This window comes from Mycolicibacterium neworleansense, assembly GCF_001245615.1.
GTDB classification, from domain to species: domain Bacteria; phylum Actinomycetota; class Actinomycetes; order Mycobacteriales; family Mycobacteriaceae; genus Mycobacterium; species Mycobacterium neworleansense.
This window is the reverse complement of the sequence record NZ_CWKH01000002.1, coordinates 85,076-100,981: the sequence shown is the minus strand read 5'-3', so window position 1 is coordinate 100,981 and position 15,906 is coordinate 85,076. Positions and strand designations below refer to the sequence as shown.

Sequence of the window (15,906 nt, the reverse complement as noted above, 5' to 3'; positions counted from 1 at the left end):
GCACACCAGGGAGTGGGTGTGCGGAGCTCTGCTCGCCCGACGCCGACTACGGGTTGTTGGCTCCGTCGGCGGTGGTGATCGTCTGACCCTGGATCGGGTTTCCGGGCTTGGCCGTGGCCCCGGCCGCGGATTGCGTCAGGTTTGCCCCGTTGCCCCCGGTGAACCCGACGCCGGTGCCGTCGCCACCGCCGCCTGCCGTCATCGTGTTGTTGATGTAGTTGGCACCGGCAGGATCGTTGAAGCTGTAGGCGCCGATCTGGAAATAGCCGCCCTTGCCACCCGTGCCTCCGTCGATCCCGTCGCCACCATTGCCGCTGAACGCGGTGACACCGGTTGCCACGGCATTCGGCCCCAGCGCGCTGATCGACGAAATGCCTTGATCCCCACCGCCTGTGCCGCCGTCGGTGGCGTTACCGCCGGTGCCGCCGGTGATGGTGCCTTCGGCAACCGCATTCTCGCCGGCCGCATTGATGGCCACCCGGCTGCCATTGCCGCCCTTGGAACCCGTTGTGCCAGAAGCAGACCCGCCGTCGCCGCCCACCGCAGTCCCGTGGGCCAGGGAGTTGCTTCCGGGGGCGATGGTCAGATTGCCGTTGGGGCCGGACACCACCAGGTTGTCCCGGCCGGCACTCATGTAACCGAACCCGCCTTCGCCACCCTTGTTGCCGGCGCCGTCAGCGTCACCGCCCCGCCCACCGCGGACCTCGCCGTAGACGGTGCCGCCGTATCGGGCCACAAATTCCGTCTGGCCGGCGCCGGCGCCGTTGGTGCCGCCGGCGCCACCGGTGCCGCCGTTGGTTCCATCTCCGCCATCGCCGCCGATGGCCGTAGCGACGTGGTCGTCCGTTCCGATGTGACCCCCCGTGTCGGCCGTCAGCTTCACATCACCACCCTTGCCACCGGTGCCGCCGTTGGCGTCGCCCAGTCCGGCATTGCCACCGGTTGCCTTGGCGTTGGTGATCGTGGTGCCGGCACCGGTGGCAGTGATGACGACGTTGCCGCCGGCGGCACTGTCGGATCCGTTGCCACCGGTGGCGGAGGTGTTCGTGATCGTGGCGTCGGTGGCGGTCACGCCGGCAGTACCACCGGCACCGGCGATCGCCGTGTCGGCATCGGCGTTCCCGCCGTTGCCGCCCGTGGCGTGGGTGTCGGAGATCTCGCCGCCACCAGCGGCCGAGATCGAGGCGTTCCCGCCGTTGCCGCCGGCTCCGCCACTTGCGTTGCCCGAACCGGCATCGCCACCGGTCGCCGATGAGTCCACGATGACGCTCGGCACCGCGGAACTGGTTCCGGCCGCGTTGATGGTGGCACCGCCGCCGGATGCCCCGTTGATGCCGCCCTTGCCGCCGGTCGCGGTGCTGCCGGTGATGGAGTCGCCCTCGCGTCTGGCCGTGATCACAGCCCCACCACCGCTGCCGCCGTTGTGACCGTTCAGACCGTCGCCGCCGTCGCCACCGGTCGCGGTGCCCTGGGCGGTGGCGTCGCCGAAGCCGGAGCTCTGCCCCGCACCGATGACGGCCTGCCCCCCGGCGCCGCCGGTGACGCCGGCGCCGGTGCCACTGCCCCCGTCACCGGCACTGACCGTGCCGCCGGCCGTGGAATGGTTGCCCAACGCGGTGATCTGTGCCCGCGCCCCGCCGCCGCCGGTTCCGCCGTTGGATCCGGCGCCGCCTGCGCCGCCGTAGGCAGAGCCATCGGCCGCGGAGCTGTCGCCGGAGGAGATGACGGTGGCGAAACCGCCGGCACCGCCCTTGCCGCCACCGGTCGCGTCGCCGCCGGCACCGCCACGGGCGTAACCGCTCGCCGTGCTGTCGGCGCCCAGGTTGGCGTAGAGGCCGGCCTGAACCCAGCCGTCGCCGCCCTGTCCGCCAAAGCTTCCGGCGCCATCGGCTGATCCCCCGGATCCGCCGAGGGCATCACCGGTGGCTTGGCTACCCGACCGCTGGGCGATGACCCCGCCGATGCCGCCTGCGCCGCCCTTGCCGCCGTTACTGCCGTCGCCGCCGGCACCTCCGGTCGCAGACGCATTCTCGACTTTCCCGCCGTTGGTCGAAGCGACGTTGGCGGCACCGCCGTTGCCACCGATCCCGCCGTTGGCGTCGCCCGTCCCTGCGTCACCACCGGTGGCGTCGGCGTCGGTCACCGTGCTGCCGGCACCGCCTGCGGTGATCGTGGCGTTGCCGCCGGCCGCGGCGTCGCTGTTCTGGCCGCCAACCGCATGGCTGCCCGAGATGGTGCCGCCGTTGGTGGCGCTCACCGTCGCGTATCCGCCCAGACCGCCGGAATTGCCGTCCGCGCCCGTCGCGCTGCTGTCGGAAATGGTTCCGTTGATCGCCTCGACCAAGCCGATCCCACCCTGGCCATTGACGGCGTCACCACCGACGGCGGTGCCGCCGTCGATGTTGCCGCCACTGGCGGGGTCACCGTAGGTTCCCGCGAAGACATAGGCCTGGCCGCCCAAGGCGCCGCTGCCAGTATTGGCATCGCCGCCGGCACCGGCCGTCGCGGTGCTGTTCGTGGCTTTGCTGCCGGTGCCGTTGGCCACGACGCGGCCCTGGCCGCCGGTGCCACCGTGCCCACCATTGGTGGCGTCGCCACCGTCACCGCCGGTGGCCGTACCACTTGCCTCGCTGTCCACCCCGAATGCCTGGATGTTGCCGATGGTGCCGTTACCGCCGATGCTGCCTGCACCGGTGCCGTCACCACCGTCGCCGCTCCTGGCGGTACCGCCCTGGCCGCCGTCGCCGCCGCTGGCGAAGAAGAAACCGGTGGCGTTGCCGCCGTCACCGCCCTTGCCGCCATTGCCGCCGCCGACACCACCATCCTCGCCGTTGCCAAAACCGTTGCCGTAGTCGACGTCCCAGGCGCCTTCGCGGCCGGTCGTGCCGGTGACACCTACGCCGCCCTGCCCGCCGTCGCCGGCGATGCCAAACAGCCAGCCATTGGCGTCGCCACCGTGGCCGCCATCACCGGCAGCCTGGCCATTGGACGACGCGCCGCCCGCACCGCCACTGCCGCCGATACCGGCGAAGCTGCCGCCGTCGCCGCCGTCGCCGCCGTTCAGACCGGCCCAGCCCGCACCGCCTTCGCCGCCGTCGCCGAACCAGCCGGCATCACCGCCGTCGCCCCCGGCCACCCCGTCGGCGACTCCGTCGAAACCGTCACCGCCGTCGCCGATCCATAATCCGGCGTCGCCGCCATCGGGGTTCTCCAAGGTGCCGTCGACGCCATTGCCGATCAGGTACTGCCCCGAGATCGTGTTGATCGCGCCGCCGAGGGCGCTGCCGAGGGGGCTGGTGATCCACAGTTGCGTGCCGTAGTGCACCGGCTGATAGATCCAGCGGTTGACGATCTCGGTCGGGTCGAGGACTCCCGGATCGAGGGTGGCTGACGCAGCGCTCGGGGCGACCAGGGTGTTCCGGTTCACGGCCGTGTTGTTGCTCGTCGAGTACGCGGATTGCCGACGCGCCCAAGCCATTACCGCCCAGACAGCGGGCATGTCGGCAGGTTCTGTCGGTGCGTTGGGCGTCATGATGGTGCCGAGTGTGACCGCGGACAGCAGTCCGGTGATCGGGCTGACCGGCGCCACCGGTGCCGGGGCGGGCGGCGGGGCGGCGAACTCCTTCGCTCGCGTGACCGGGGCAGAGTCACCCTGGTGGCCGCTCAGGAGGCTCGTGGCCGTGGCGTCGTCCGGCGCGTCGGTGCTCGTGGGATGCGTCAGCGCGGTAGGCACCCGCTCGGTGACCTCGCGCAGGCGGTGACGGGGGCCCGAGGTCTGTGCCGGCTCCTCCGTGGCGGTGGTGGTCGGTGCGTCGGTCGAGCCGGTACCGGCCTTTGATGTGGCCGGTGACCTATGGCGCCGAAGCGAGCTGCGAGTGTCTTTGTCGCCGTTGACCTTTGCCGTCACAATATCGGTGGCGCGTTTGAGCCCGGCCTCCCGGGCGATGTCGTTGAGAGCCTTCTTCGCGTCATCTGCCCGCTCGCGCAAACGTTCTTGCACCTGCTTGACGTCAGGGTGCCGCGGCTTCTCGGCCTTGGGCTTGTCAGTGGTGGTGCCTGCATCGGAGTTGGAGTCGCCGGACGGGCCCTCGGTGTTGACGAGCCGCACATCCGCGGTCACCGATCTCATCGTCGGTGAGTCGGGCCCCAACAGGAGCATGACGCCGGCCCCGGCCAACGCGATACTCGCCAGACCTGCCGTCGCGATGGGACCTGCCGCGCTTCTCCGGCCGCGGCCTCCTGCGACGCTGTGCTTTCCCACGTTTACGCCCCTATCTCCGACAATGAGCGTTGACGCTGCCGTCAATATTTTCGGCAGGCGAGCAGCAATCACTGACGATGTCGCTCCAGTTGGTGAGACCCCTCGATTCCGATGGGCGATTTCCCCCGGTTTCGCGGAGAAATTTACGCACAACCCGTCTGAAAACTCAGCTTTTTCTCAGGCGGTTTTCGGCGGTTGTTGCACATGCAAGCAAACTGGCGCAACTGTTGCTTGCCGCAAGGCTTGGGGAGTGGCTAAACCCGCAGATAGATCAATATCTTGAGATTTGCCAGATATTTGATGACCTAGTCAAATTCTCGGACGCGGATGGTTGCTGCATTGCCATGGCTTGTCTGAACGCCCATGTGACAGTGGGTAACTTGGCGGCGCGAGCGAAGGTGGATGGTCACTGTCGATCGGTCGCCGCCGCGAGGCATCGGAGACCGAAGTTGGCCAGATGTTCATATCGGCGCTGCCGGCCGGTTCGCTCGGTGACCACGCCCCGCTTGCCTCACGCGTCCCGGGCCGGCGGCCTGCCCGCGGGAGTAGCGTCGGCCAGATGAAGTTCGGCATCGCCACCTTCGTCGACGACGACAGCATCGACCCGGTCTCACTGGCCCGCGCGATCGAGGAGCGGGGCTTCGCCTCACTCATCGTTGCCGAGCACAGCCATATCCCGGTCAGTCGCGAGTCCCCGTATCCGAGCGGCGGCGACTTGCCGCCGTGGTACTACAACACCCTCGACCCGTTCGTCACCCTCGCGGCCGCCGCGGCGGTGACGTCCACGATCGAACTCGTTACCGGAGTCGCCCTGCTGATTCAGCGCGATCCGATCCACACCGCCAAAGAAGCCGCCAGCATCGACCTCGTCTCCGGCGGCCGATTCGTGTTCGGCGTCGGCGCCGGCTGGAACCTCGAGGAGATGCGCGACCACGGCACCGATCCGAAAACCCGTGGCGCACGGCTGGATGAGAGCATCGAGGCGATCAAGGCGCTGTGGACCGATGAACCCGCCGAGTACCACGGCAAGTACGTCAACTTCGAATCGTCGTACTGCCGTCCCAAGCCGGTTCGGCAACCACACCCGCCCATCTATGTCGGCGGCAATTCCGACGCCACGGTCAAGAGGGTGATTCGTCATGGCGCAGGCTGGATTTCGAACCCGCTGCCCAGGGATGTGCTGGCGCAGCGGATCGGGCAGATGCGAGGCGGCGGTGTGCAGGACGTGCCGTTGATGATGTTCGGCGCACCGATCAAGGCCGACTATTGGCGTGCCGCCGAGGATCTCGGCTTCGGCCAGCTCGGGCTGTTCCTGCCGTCGGTCGGCAAGGACGAATCGCTGCGCCTGCTCGATGACTACGCCGAAAAGGTGCGCCGGTACCAGTCGTAGGCGCATTAGCCTGGCTGAATGGGTCGGGGGATCAACTGGTGGGTTGTGGCCTTGATCGCCGTCGCCGTCGTGGTGTCCGGTGTGGGCCTGTTGATCGTGGCATCGGGTGTTGTCTTCGCCATATTCGGTTTCGGTGACGACGACCTCGGCCCGCACGGCCTCGACGCCAAAGGGGCAGCCGAAGCGATGGAACTGCGCCGCATCGGAATCCCAGACGGTGTCACGTTCGAGGAAATGACCGTCGCGCCGATGTTCGCCGGTGCCGACTTCTACCGGGGGAGGTGCCTGGTGAGCGGGAGCTTCGACTCCGCGAAACAGGCACTTGCCCAAGCGAATCCAGACTTTCCCCGGTTGCGAGCTGCCACCTGCGATGACGAGATCGTCGAACAGGACTTCGTCGGCCGCCCGGAATTCCACTGCGATGCGGGAACCCAGCTCGCGATCAGCACCCGGGTCTTGTCCGGTGAGGACGTCCTGACCGACAACTACCGGGGCACGCCTCCCGACTGCGAGACCGTGTTGCTCGTACGCAACGGCGATCGCGCCGAACTGTTCGTGTTGTCGCAAGGGCACTGACGCGCAGGCCCGCAGCCAACCCACAGCCAATCGATGGCGGGTCGTCAAGATCCCGACCTACCGTCAGCAAATGTGATCACCAGGCGCGCCTTCCTGGCGGCGAGCGCGGTCAGCGCGGTCGCCGCCGGCTACACCTTGCGTGCCGGGATGCCGACGGCCGGGGCGGACCCCAACGCCATCGACCCGCCGTCCGTGGCCGTCACCGACAAGACACGTGTGCCCACCCAGTGGGGGATGGCCCTGCCTGGGATCGCCACGTCCTTTGCCACCGCCGGCCGCCAGATCGCGCTGACGTTCGACGCCTGCGACGGTGCCTGCGACGACGCGCTGCTCGACACGCTGCAACGCAACGGTGTGCCGGCGGTGCTCATGCTCAACTCGAAATGGCTGGACCGGAACCCGGACCGGGCGCGGCAGCTGGCCGCCAACCCGCTGTTCGAGATCGGCAATCACGGCACCCGGCATGTGCCGCTGTCGGTGACGGGACGGTCGGCCTATGGCATCGCCGGGACCCGCTCGGCCGGCGAGGCGGTCGATGAGGTGTGGGGCAATCACCAGCGACTGACCGCGCTGACCGGCCGGGCGCCCACCTGGTTCCGGCCCGGCACCGCCCACTATGACGACGTGGCCGTCGAGATCGTGCGCGAACTGGGCGAGCAACCGTTGGGGTTCACTGTGAACGCCGACAATGGTGCGACGGCATCCGCGGCGGCCGTGCGGTCCAACGTCATGAACGCCGCGCCGGGATCGATCGTCATCGCCCACATGAACCACCCCCAGTCCGGCACGCACGCCGGTTTCGCCGAGGCGATACCGGCCATGCAGGCCGCGGGCTGGCAGTTCGTGCTCGCACGGTAGGACGGCTGCGGGATCTGTTGGTGCTGATGTGGCGTCTGATCCGCATTTCGCCAGCGGCGTAGGACGGGACACTGAACGAGCGCTCCACAACCTTGCACTCGCCCTGGTCGAGTGCTAAGAATGCAGTTGGCACTCTCGATCAGTGAGTGCTAGGTCGGGACGGTGAGACCGGGGCCGCACCTGCGGGAGCACACCCCAGTCGTCCGTCGCGGGCACTGAACCCGACCAACGAACGTGCGATCCCCTATCCGGAGGAATCACTTCGCAATGGCTAAGACAATTGCGTATGACGAAGAGGCCCGTCGCGGCCTCGAGCGGGGCCTGAACAGCCTCGCCGACGCGGTAAAGGTGACGCTGGGCCCCAAGGGTCGCAACGTCGTCCTGGAGAAGAAGTGGGGCGCCCCCACGATCACCAACGATGGTGTGTCCATCGCCAAGGAGATCGAGCTGGAGGACCCGTACGAGAAGATCGGCGCTGAGCTCGTCAAAGAGGTCGCCAAGAAGACTGACGACGTCGCGGGCGACGGCACCACCACCGCCACCGTTCTGGCCCAGGCCCTGGTTCGCGAAGGTCTGCGCAACGTCGCTGCCGGCGCCAACCCGCTCGGCCTGAAGCGCGGCATCGAGAAGGCCGTGGAAAAGGTCACCGAGACCCTCCTGAAGTCCGCCAAGGAGGTGGAGACCAAGGAGCAGATCGCTGCCACCGCCGGTATCTCCGCCGGTGACCAGTCCATCGGTGACCTGATCGCCGAGGCCATGGACAAGGTCGGCAACGAGGGTGTCATCACCGTCGAGGAGAGCAACACCTTCGGCCTGCAGCTGGAGCTCACCGAGGGTATGCGCTTCGACAAGGGCTACATCTCGGGTTACTTCGTGACCGACGCCGAGCGTCAGGAAGCCGTCCTGGAGGATCCCTACATCCTGCTGGTCAGCTCCAAGGTCTCGACCGTCAAGGACCTGCTGCCGCTGCTGGAGAAGGTCATCCAGTCCGGCAAGCCGCTGCTGATCATCGCCGAGGACGTCGAGGGCGAGGCCCTGTCGACCCTGGTGGTCAACAAGATCCGTGGCACCTTCAAGTCCGTGGCCGTCAAGGCTCCGGGCTTCGGTGACCGCCGCAAGGCCATGCTGCAGGACATCGCCATCCTCACCGGTGGCCAGGTCATCAGCGAAGAGGTCGGCCTCTCGCTGGAGACCGCCGATGTCGCGCTGCTGGGCCAGGCCCGCAAGGTCGTCGTCACCAAGGACGAGACCACCGTCATCGAGGGTGCCGGCGATGCCGACGCGATCCAGGGCCGTGTCGCCCAGATCCGCGCCGAGATCGAGAACAGCGACTCCGACTACGACCGCGAGAAGCTGCAGGAGCGCCTGGCCAAGCTGGCCGGCGGTGTTGCGGTGATCAAGGCCGGCGCTGCCACCGAGGTGGAGCTCAAGGAGCGCAAGCACCGCATCGAGGACGCCGTGCGTAACGCCAAGGCTGCCGTCGAGGAGGGCATCGTCGCCGGTGGTGGCGTGGCCCTGCTGCAGTCGGCTCCGTCGCTGGAGGAGCTGTCGCTCACCGGCGATGAGGCCACCGGCGCCAACATCGTGCGCGTCTCGCTGTCGGCCCCGCTGAAGCAGATCGCCTTCAACGGTGGTCTGGAGCCGGGCGTCGTCGCCGAGAAGGTGTCGAACCTGCCCGCGGGTCACGGCCTGAACGCCGCGACCGGTGAGTACGAGGACCTGCTGGCCGCCGGCGTTGCCGACCCGGTCAAGGTCACCCGCTCGGCGCTGCAGAACGCGGCGTCCATCGCGGCGCTGTTCCTCACCACCGAGGCCGTCGTCGCCGACAAGCCGGAGAAGGCGGCCCCCGCGGCCGACCCGACCGGTGGCATGGGCGGTATGGACTTCTAAGTCCTGCTTACGAGGAAGCCCCGGTGCGCTCTGCGCGCCGGGGCTTTTTCGTTTTTGTCCCCAGCGTGGCGTCTGTGCACAGGGATTGCCGAGTTTCCGTGCACGGGCGCCACGCTCGTCGGTGCGGGCACCCAGCCTGCGGGCATGGAACCCTTCATCGGAAGTGCCGCGGTACGCCGCGGTGAGTTGACCCGACGCCGGCTGGCCCGCGATCACGTCGCGCTCTATCGGGATGTGTACGTCAGGCGCGATCTTGAGCTGACCGCCCGGATCAGAGCTCAGGCGGCCTGGCTGTCCACCGGTGCGACGCTTGCCGGAACCTCGGCCGCCGCCGTACTGGGCACCAAGTGGTTGAACCCGGACAGGCCCGCGGAAATCATCCGCGCCGACCGACGCATGCCCGCGGGGATGGTCGTGCACTCGTGGACACTCAGCCCCACCGAGATGTGCACGGTCGCCGGGATGGATCTGACCAGCCCGGCCCGCACAGCGTTCGACCTCGGTCGGTCATACCGTTGTGAAGTCGCCGTCCCACTCGTGGATGCTCTGCTCAACGCCACCGACATCAAGCCCGCCGATGTACTCGCCGTGGCCGAGGCTCACCCGGGCGCCAGAGGTGTCGCGCGGCTACGTTCGGTGTTGCCCTTGCTCGATGGTGGTGCCGAGTCTCCTCAGGAGAGCAGGCTGCGGCTGATCGTCGTTGGTGCCGGCTTGCCGACTCCCGAGACCCAGATCGAGTTTCATGAACTGCACATCCGCGTCGACATGGGATGGCGGGAATGGAAGGTCGCGGTCGAATACGACGGCGTTCAGCACTGGACCGACCGGCGCCAGCGATCCTGGGACATCGACCGCATCGCGTTGCTGGAGGAGGCCGGTTGGTCGGTCGTCCGGGTCAGCGCGGAGATGATGTCCCGGCCGCACATCGTGATCGATCGCGTGCGGGCCAAGCTGCGGGCCGCCGGTTGCCCGATTTGATGACGAGTGTGGGCCTTATGCACGTTTTTTGGCGGAATTGCGGGCATGAGCGCCACGCTCGGCGAGGAACGGCGAGGTCAGTTCTCCGACAAGACGATGCAGTCGCTGTCGCACTGACCAGGTGGTCCGGGCTGCGCCGCCTTGCGATGCAGCACCGCGCGGCTGGGCACGATCTGATGCGTCTCGTCGCCGGCCGTGCCGGCCTGACCCCGGCCGTCGACGATCAGTGAATACCCGCCGGGCTGACGTGGCGGACAGACCAGCGTCGCGTGCTCGTGAGAGGCGAGGTTTCTGCGGGTGTGCCCACCGACCGGGCCCACATGAATGACGCCGTTGACCAGGTGAGGCTCCACCGCGACAGTGTGTGCGTGGTAGTTGTCGTCGACCGTGACGAGGTAGGCGAACGTGTAGTCCGCCAGCTTGTCGGCCAGCTGGTTGAGATCCACTTTCACGCTCATGACGTGAGAATAGTTCTGTTGGCGCCCCGTCGTGGCGGACCTGTCACATGGGTGCAGGTTGTCTGCCGCGGACCAGACGTCCGGGGCGCGCGTCCGTCGGGACCCCGTTCTCGGCGATGATCTCCCCGGACACCACGGTCGCGACATAACCGTCCGCGGACTGGTCAAGGCGGCGCCCGCCCCCGGGGAGGTCGTAGGCGACGACCGGCCGGTGCAACCGCAGTGCCGCATGGTCGATGACATTGAGATCGGCCTTGTAGCCCAACGCAATTCGTCCACGATCGGCCAGCCCGGCGACACGCGCAGGTACCGAGGTCAGCTCCCGGACGGCGTCGGCGACGCGCAGCGTGCCCGCACCCCGGTCGCGTACCCAGTGCGTCAGCAGGTAGGTCGGGAAGCTCGCGTCGCAGATCATGCCGTAATGCGCGCCTCCATCGCCGAGACCCAGGATGACGTCGTCGCGCCGGATCAACTCGGCGACGGTGTCGAGGGAGTTGTCGCGGAAGTTGGCCAGCGTGACCAGCAGCATGGCGTGCCCGTCGTCGTCGAGCAGGCGGTCGTAGGCCTCCTCGAGCGGGTCGACGCCGCGAGCCCGGGCCCGGGCACCGATCGAGTTCGACGGGTCGGGCTCGTAATCGGGCTGCTCGCCCAGCGGATACATGTAGTCCCAGGCCTGGACGGCGAACATCAGCGGATGTCCGTCGCTGGCCGCGGAATCGCCCAGAATCCGTTGGCGGACTTCGGGTTTGCGCATCTCGGCGACACGCTCGGCGAGCGGCAGGTGGGCGATCTCGCGGTAGCTGGGGTAGAGGACGAACGGGTTGCCCGACAGCTCAAGGCCGAGCACCAGTCCGATCGGGCGGGGGAAGATCTGCGCGGTGATGTTGCCGCCGTCGGTGTTCGCCTTCTCCACCATGCGCAGCGCGTCCTCGAAGAACGGCGGCCCGGCATTGCCGATCGCCAATGTGAACGTGACGGGCAACCCCACGTCGGCGGCCACGTCGAACACCGTCTGCAGCGCCGGTTCGTAGTCGCCGGCGACCAGATCGGGGACGAACTGGATCAGGCCGCCACCGGCGTCGTCGACCCCACGGGCGATCGCCTCGATCTCCGCGTAGCCGGCGTCATAACTGGGAATCGGCTTGCCGCTCTCGGTCTTGTGGATCGTCAGACGGGACGAGGCGAACCCCAGCGCGCCGCAGGTCACGGCCTCGGCGGCAAGCTTGCGCATGAGTGCCAGATCCTCGGTGGTGGCCGGTTCTCGGTCCACGCCGCGCCGGCCCATCACGTACACCCGCAGCGGGGAGTGCGGTAGGAACGCGGCCACGTCGATGTCCAGGCGGCGCGAGGACAGGGCATCGAGGAACTCGGGGAACGTCTCCCACGTCCAGGGCAGCCCGTCGACCATGACGACCCCCGGAATGTCCTCCACGCCGGCCATCACATCGACGAGCACGTCGTGATCGTCTGGGCGGCAGGGCGCGAACCCGACACCGCAGTTACCCATCACCGCGGTGGTGACCCCGTGCGCCGAGGACGGATTGAGCCGGTCCGACCAGATCGCCTGACCGTCGTAGTGCGTGTGCAGATCGACGAAACCCGGGGTGACCAACAACCCGGTGGCGTCGATCTCGCGTTCGGCCGTCCCGGCCACGGAACCGATTGCGGCGATCACTCCATCGCGCACCGCGACGTCGCCCACGTACGGTTCGCCGCCCAGACCGTCGACAATGGTCCCGCCGCGGATGCACAGGTCGTAGCTCATCTAACTAACCTACGACGATCAACCGCGTATGCCTATGGGGTGCGCCGAAATTCGAGGTGTTGTCGGTGGGCCGTGCCAAGATCAGGCGGTGATCGATCACTTCGGTATCAACTGCACCGACTTCACCAAGGCCTCCCAGTTCTACGACACCGTGCTGGGCGTGCTGGGCTACAGCCGGCAGATGGACTACGGCGTGGCCATCGGCTACGGCACCGACGGGCATCCGGACTTCTGGATCGCCGACGCCAGCGCAGGCGATGCCGGCGGGCCTAACCGGGAGATCCATGTCGCCTTCCAGGCCGCGGACGTGGACGCCGTCACGGCGTTCTACGACGCCGCGCTCAAGCTGGGTGCCGAGTCGCTGCACGCGCCGCGGCTGTGGCCCGAGTACCACCCGGGTTACTTCGGCGCCTTCGTCCGCGATCCCGACGGCAACAACGTCGAGGCGGTCTTCCACGGCGCGCCACCCGCGCAGTAGCCGCTACAGCGGTTCGAGTTCGGAGATCCGCCAGTCGCCGTCGACGCGGGTGAGGCTGACCCGGTAGGCCAGCGCGTCCTTGGTCGACTGGTCGTTGCCCGTGGTCTCGCTTGTCTGGTCGACGAATGCCACCACTTCGGCGTCGTCGGCCGTCAGCGACTCCACCCCGGTGTTGCGGACCGTCGCGGACTGCGTGACGTTGTCGGCCTTCGCGCGGATCGTCTTCCGGTACTCGTCGACCGCCGGGCCGGTCAGCAGTTCGGTGACCGCATCGATTTCGGCCCGGCTGGTCGTGGGAGTGAAGCTCAGCATCTTGACCACATTGGTGGCCACGAAACCGGTGACCTGCTCACGGGCATGATCGTCGTCGGCGATGGGTGCCGGCGCCGGCTGGCCCTTGACCGACAGCTGCCAGAACCCCAGGCCGGAAGCCACGACGACCCCGACGACGAGGGCGATGATCAGCGATGTCCAACCGCGCGTCCGTGTCCGCATCAGTTCACGAACTCCAGCTTCGAGGCCTTGTAGCTGCCGTCGACATGCTCCACCGTGACCCTGACCCGCTGCAGAGAAACGACGCCGACCCGATTGGTCGTGACGGTTACCTTGGTGTCGACGGTGACCAGCACGACCGCTTCATCCGAGAACAATGATTCGACGCCCGCTCCGGTGACGGTTCCGTCGGTCTTGACGCCCAATTCCTGGGCCTTGCGTTTGATCTGAGGCGCCTGGTTCTGCAGATCGGCCCGGAACTCGTCGGTGGCGCCGTCCATGATCATCGCGAGATCGGTGTCCACGGTGTCGGCGCTGACGGTGACGGTGTGCAGCGCGAAGGTCTCGGCGGCCTCGACATACGGCTGCCAGGACGGGGTGTCTCGCGCCGTCGGAGTGGCGCGGACAAACTGGCTGATCGCGAAGCCGACGGCGCACACCAGCAGCACTGCCAGCACGATCGGCACCACAACCCTTGCCGCGCTGTGCTTCTCGGGGCGCCGGGGGATCGGGCTGGGGCCCGACCAGGTGGGGGAGTGGTGCTGCGCGCTGACAATCGGAGGCCCGGGTGAGGTGAAGGCCGGAGCTGAGATGATCCGCGGCGGCTCAGCGGCAACCGGTTGCGGTGCCGCCGGTTGGGCGGCGGGAGGTCGTTTGGCAACCGGGGTGGTCGCCCTGGCGTCAGCGAGTGCTGTCGCGAAATCGCCGCACCGCCCGTACCGGCCATCCCGATCCTTGGCCATGCCCTTGAGCATCACCTCATCCAGGTGGGCCAGTTCGGGGCGGATGGTGCGCAGGCTCGGCGGGAGCTCGTTGAGTTGCTTGCTGATGACCACCGCGGGGTTCGAATGGTGGAACGGCGAATGCCCGACCAGGAGCTGAAACGCACTGGCCGCCAAGGCATATTGGTCGGCCCCTCCGTCCATCGCCTGCCCCAGCAGCTGCTCGGGGGCGGAGTAGGCCATCGAGCCGACGGCCATGTTGGTGGCGGTGATCCCGCTGATGTCGTCGATCCGGCGGGCAACACCGAAGTCGGCCAACAGAATTCGACGCCGGGCCGCCTCCGGGCTGCCCAACAGGATGTTGGCGGGTTTCACGTCGCGGTGCAGCAGGCCGCGTTCGTGCGCGTAATCGAGTGCCTCGGCGATGGCGGTGACGATCTCGACCGCCTCGCGCAGCGGCATCCCGCCGGGATGGTGCTCGCGGACGTAGCGCGCGGCGTCGGTGCCGTCCACGTAATCCATCGCGATCCACAGCTGCCCCTCGTACTCACCGCGATCGTGCAGGCCCACGATGTGGGGATGCCAGAGCGAGGCGGCGATGTCGGCTTCGCGGTTGAAGCGATCGCGGTATTGGGCATCACTGGTCAGCGAGGCCGGCATGATCTTCAGCGCATCCTGGCGAGGGAGCCGCGGATGCTGCGCGAGATACACCTCGCCCATGCCGCCGGAGCCGAGCAGACGTTGAATCGTGTACCCGGCGAACACGTCGCCGGTATTCAACGGCATGCCCGTGATCGTAGTCGGGACCGTGACGGGGCGGTTCGCGAGTAGCGTCGAGGCCATGGCTGCCGCTGATTCCGATGCCGTCCGAGAATTGCTGCGCGACGCATTCACCCGGCTCATCGAGCATGTCGACGACCTCACCGACGGATTGACCGAAGAGGTCTCGAGTTACCGCCCCACCCCGCAGGCCAACAGCATCGCCTGGCTCATCTGGCACAGCGCCCGCTGCCAGGACCTGCAGTTGTGCGACATCGCGGGCATCGAGCAGGTCTGGACCCGCGATGGCTGGAAAGACCGGTTCGGGCTCGACCTGCCCGGCAACGACATCGGATACGGGCACAGCCCACAGGACGTTGCGAAGGTGCATGCCCCGGCCGACCTGCTGGCCGGGTACTACCTGGCGGTGCACAAGGTGACGCTGGCCTACATCGCCGGCGTGACCGCCGAAGACCTCGGCCGCATCGTCGATACGCGGTGGGATCCGCCGGTGACGGCGAGCGCACGGCTGGTCAGCATCATCGACGATTGCGCCCAGCACTTGGGCCAGGCGGCGTATCTGCGCGGCATCATCCCTTGATCGCCCGGTGGTGGCCGCCGATCGGCTTCGCCGGCATGGTGCTGCTCGGCTGGGCCGTCCGCGGGGCGCCGCTCCCGGTCGACAGCTGGTTTCAGCGGCTCGGCAGTGACCTGGGTTCTGCTGCGACGGCCTTGCTGGGGGTCACCACTCCCGCGGTCCTGACGGCCGCATTGGTCATCGGCATCGTCGTCGCCGTGCGGCAGCACCGGAATCGGCTGGCACTCGCGATGGTGGTGAGCCCGCTGGTGGCCATCGCCATCGTGCGGGTCCTCAAGCCCGTCTTCGGCAGGGAGAAAGGCGGCGCGCTGGCCTATCCCAGCGGTCACACCACCTTTCTCGTGGTGGTGACGGGTCTGCTGGTCCTGGTTGCCGGGGTGGGCCTGTGGTCGGTGATCGTCGCGGCCGGCCTCGTCCTGCTGGGCATGTTCGGCCTGGGAATGACTTTTCACTACTTCACCGACACTGTCGGCGGACTGTTGCTGGGCACTTCAGTGGTGGGCATGGTGGCCCTGTGGGCGTGCGACGGGCGATCTGGCACCGTGGGTAGCCCCGCATCTGAGCTTCGCTGAGCGACCGCTTGTCGGACGCCGACGTTTCCCGGGATGGCAACTCGGGACGTGCGGATCGTGATCAGCATCCCGTCAATCCCATTGATCTTGAATTCTGGCCGAAGCCTAA

Annotated in this window: 13 protein-coding genes; 8 read left to right on the top strand and 5 right to left on the bottom strand. The window is 67.9% G+C overall.

Annotated elements, in window-relative coordinates:
* Window positions 1–46: 46 nt before the first annotated feature.
* Entirely contained in the window at window positions 47–4,120 is a 4,074-nt protein-coding gene (locus BN2156_RS31380) for a PGRS repeat-containing protein (protein WP_159402843.1), read from the bottom strand.
* Between the two features lie 700 nt (window positions 4,121–4,820).
* On the opposite strand from BN2156_RS31380, the gene BN2156_RS16155 reads away from it, so the two are divergent.
* The 5 genes from BN2156_RS16155 to BN2156_RS16130 all read left to right on the top strand — a co-directional run bounded on the left by BN2156_RS16155 (window position 4,821) and on the right by BN2156_RS16130 (window position 9,953).
* Entirely contained in the window at window positions 4,821–5,651 is an 831-nt protein-coding gene (locus BN2156_RS16155) for an LLM class F420-dependent oxidoreductase (protein ID WP_090516063.1), read from the top strand.
* 18 nt (window positions 5,652–5,669) lie between these two features.
* Window positions 5,670–6,227, top strand: a complete 558-nt coding sequence (locus tag BN2156_RS16150) for a hypothetical protein (protein ID WP_090516062.1) — start codon at window positions 5,670–5,672, stop codon at window positions 6,225–6,227.
* A gap of 72 nt (window positions 6,228–6,299) precedes the next feature.
* Complete coding sequence (locus BN2156_RS16145; RefSeq protein WP_090516061.1) at window positions 6,300–7,085, top strand: polysaccharide deacetylase family protein; 786 nt, start codon at window positions 6,300–6,302, stop codon at window positions 7,083–7,085.
* A 267-nt stretch (window positions 7,086–7,352) separates the two neighbouring features.
* Window positions 7,353–8,975 carry a chaperonin GroEL gene (gene groL, locus BN2156_RS16135; RefSeq protein WP_036442113.1) on the top strand — a complete coding sequence of 541 codons (1,623 nt, stop codon included), beginning with the start codon at window positions 7,353–7,355 and terminating at the stop codon, window positions 8,973–8,975.
* Window positions 8,976–9,119: 144 nt separating this feature from the next.
* Window positions 9,120–9,953, top strand: a complete 834-nt coding sequence (locus BN2156_RS16130; protein ID WP_090516060.1) for an endonuclease domain-containing protein — start codon at window positions 9,120–9,122, stop codon at window positions 9,951–9,953.
* Between the two features lie 77 nt (window positions 9,954–10,030).
* Here the strand turns inward: BN2156_RS16130 and BN2156_RS16125 are convergent, their stop codons facing one another.
* On the bottom strand, window positions 10,031–10,411 hold the full coding sequence (locus BN2156_RS16125) for a hypothetical protein (protein WP_090516059.1): 381 nt from the start codon (window positions 10,409–10,411) through the stop codon (window positions 10,031–10,033).
* A gap of 43 nt (window positions 10,412–10,454) precedes the next feature.
* Window positions 10,455–12,176, bottom strand: coding sequence for an N-acyl-D-amino-acid deacylase family protein (locus BN2156_RS16120; RefSeq protein ID WP_090516058.1), 1,722 nt, complete (start codon window positions 12,174–12,176; stop codon window positions 10,455–10,457).
* A gap of 88 nt (window positions 12,177–12,264) precedes the next feature.
* On the opposite strand from BN2156_RS16120, the gene BN2156_RS16115 reads away from it, so the two are divergent.
* Window positions 12,265–12,654, top strand: a complete 390-nt coding sequence (locus BN2156_RS16115) for a VOC family protein (RefSeq protein ID WP_090516057.1) — start codon at window positions 12,265–12,267, stop codon at window positions 12,652–12,654.
* A 3-nt stretch (window positions 12,655–12,657) separates the two neighbouring features.
* Here BN2156_RS16115 and BN2156_RS16110 read toward each other — a convergent pair whose 3' ends face one another.
* Entirely contained in the window at window positions 12,658–13,149 is a 492-nt protein-coding gene (locus tag BN2156_RS16110; protein ID WP_090516056.1) for a hypothetical protein, read from the bottom strand.
* Window positions 13,149–14,654, bottom strand: coding sequence for a serine/threonine-protein kinase (locus tag BN2156_RS16105; RefSeq protein ID WP_090516055.1), 1,506 nt, complete (start codon window positions 14,652–14,654; stop codon window positions 13,149–13,151). The genes BN2156_RS16110 and BN2156_RS16105 overlap by 1 nt, the downstream gene beginning before the upstream one ends.
* A 55-nt stretch (window positions 14,655–14,709) precedes the next feature.
* Between BN2156_RS16105 and BN2156_RS16100 the strand changes: the two genes are divergently transcribed.
* Both BN2156_RS16100 and BN2156_RS16095 read left to right on the top strand, forming a co-directional pair.
* Window positions 14,710–15,228: a mycothiol transferase gene (locus BN2156_RS16100; protein WP_090517416.1), complete on the top strand. Its 519-nt coding sequence runs from the start codon at window positions 14,710–14,712 to the stop codon at window positions 15,226–15,228.
* Window positions 15,225–15,797: a phosphatase PAP2 family protein gene (locus BN2156_RS16095; RefSeq protein WP_162490872.1), complete on the top strand. Its 573-nt coding sequence runs from the start codon at window positions 15,225–15,227 to the stop codon at window positions 15,795–15,797. Before BN2156_RS16100 ends, BN2156_RS16095 begins: the two co-directional genes overlap by 4 nt.
* Window positions 15,798–15,906 lie beyond the last annotated feature (109 nt).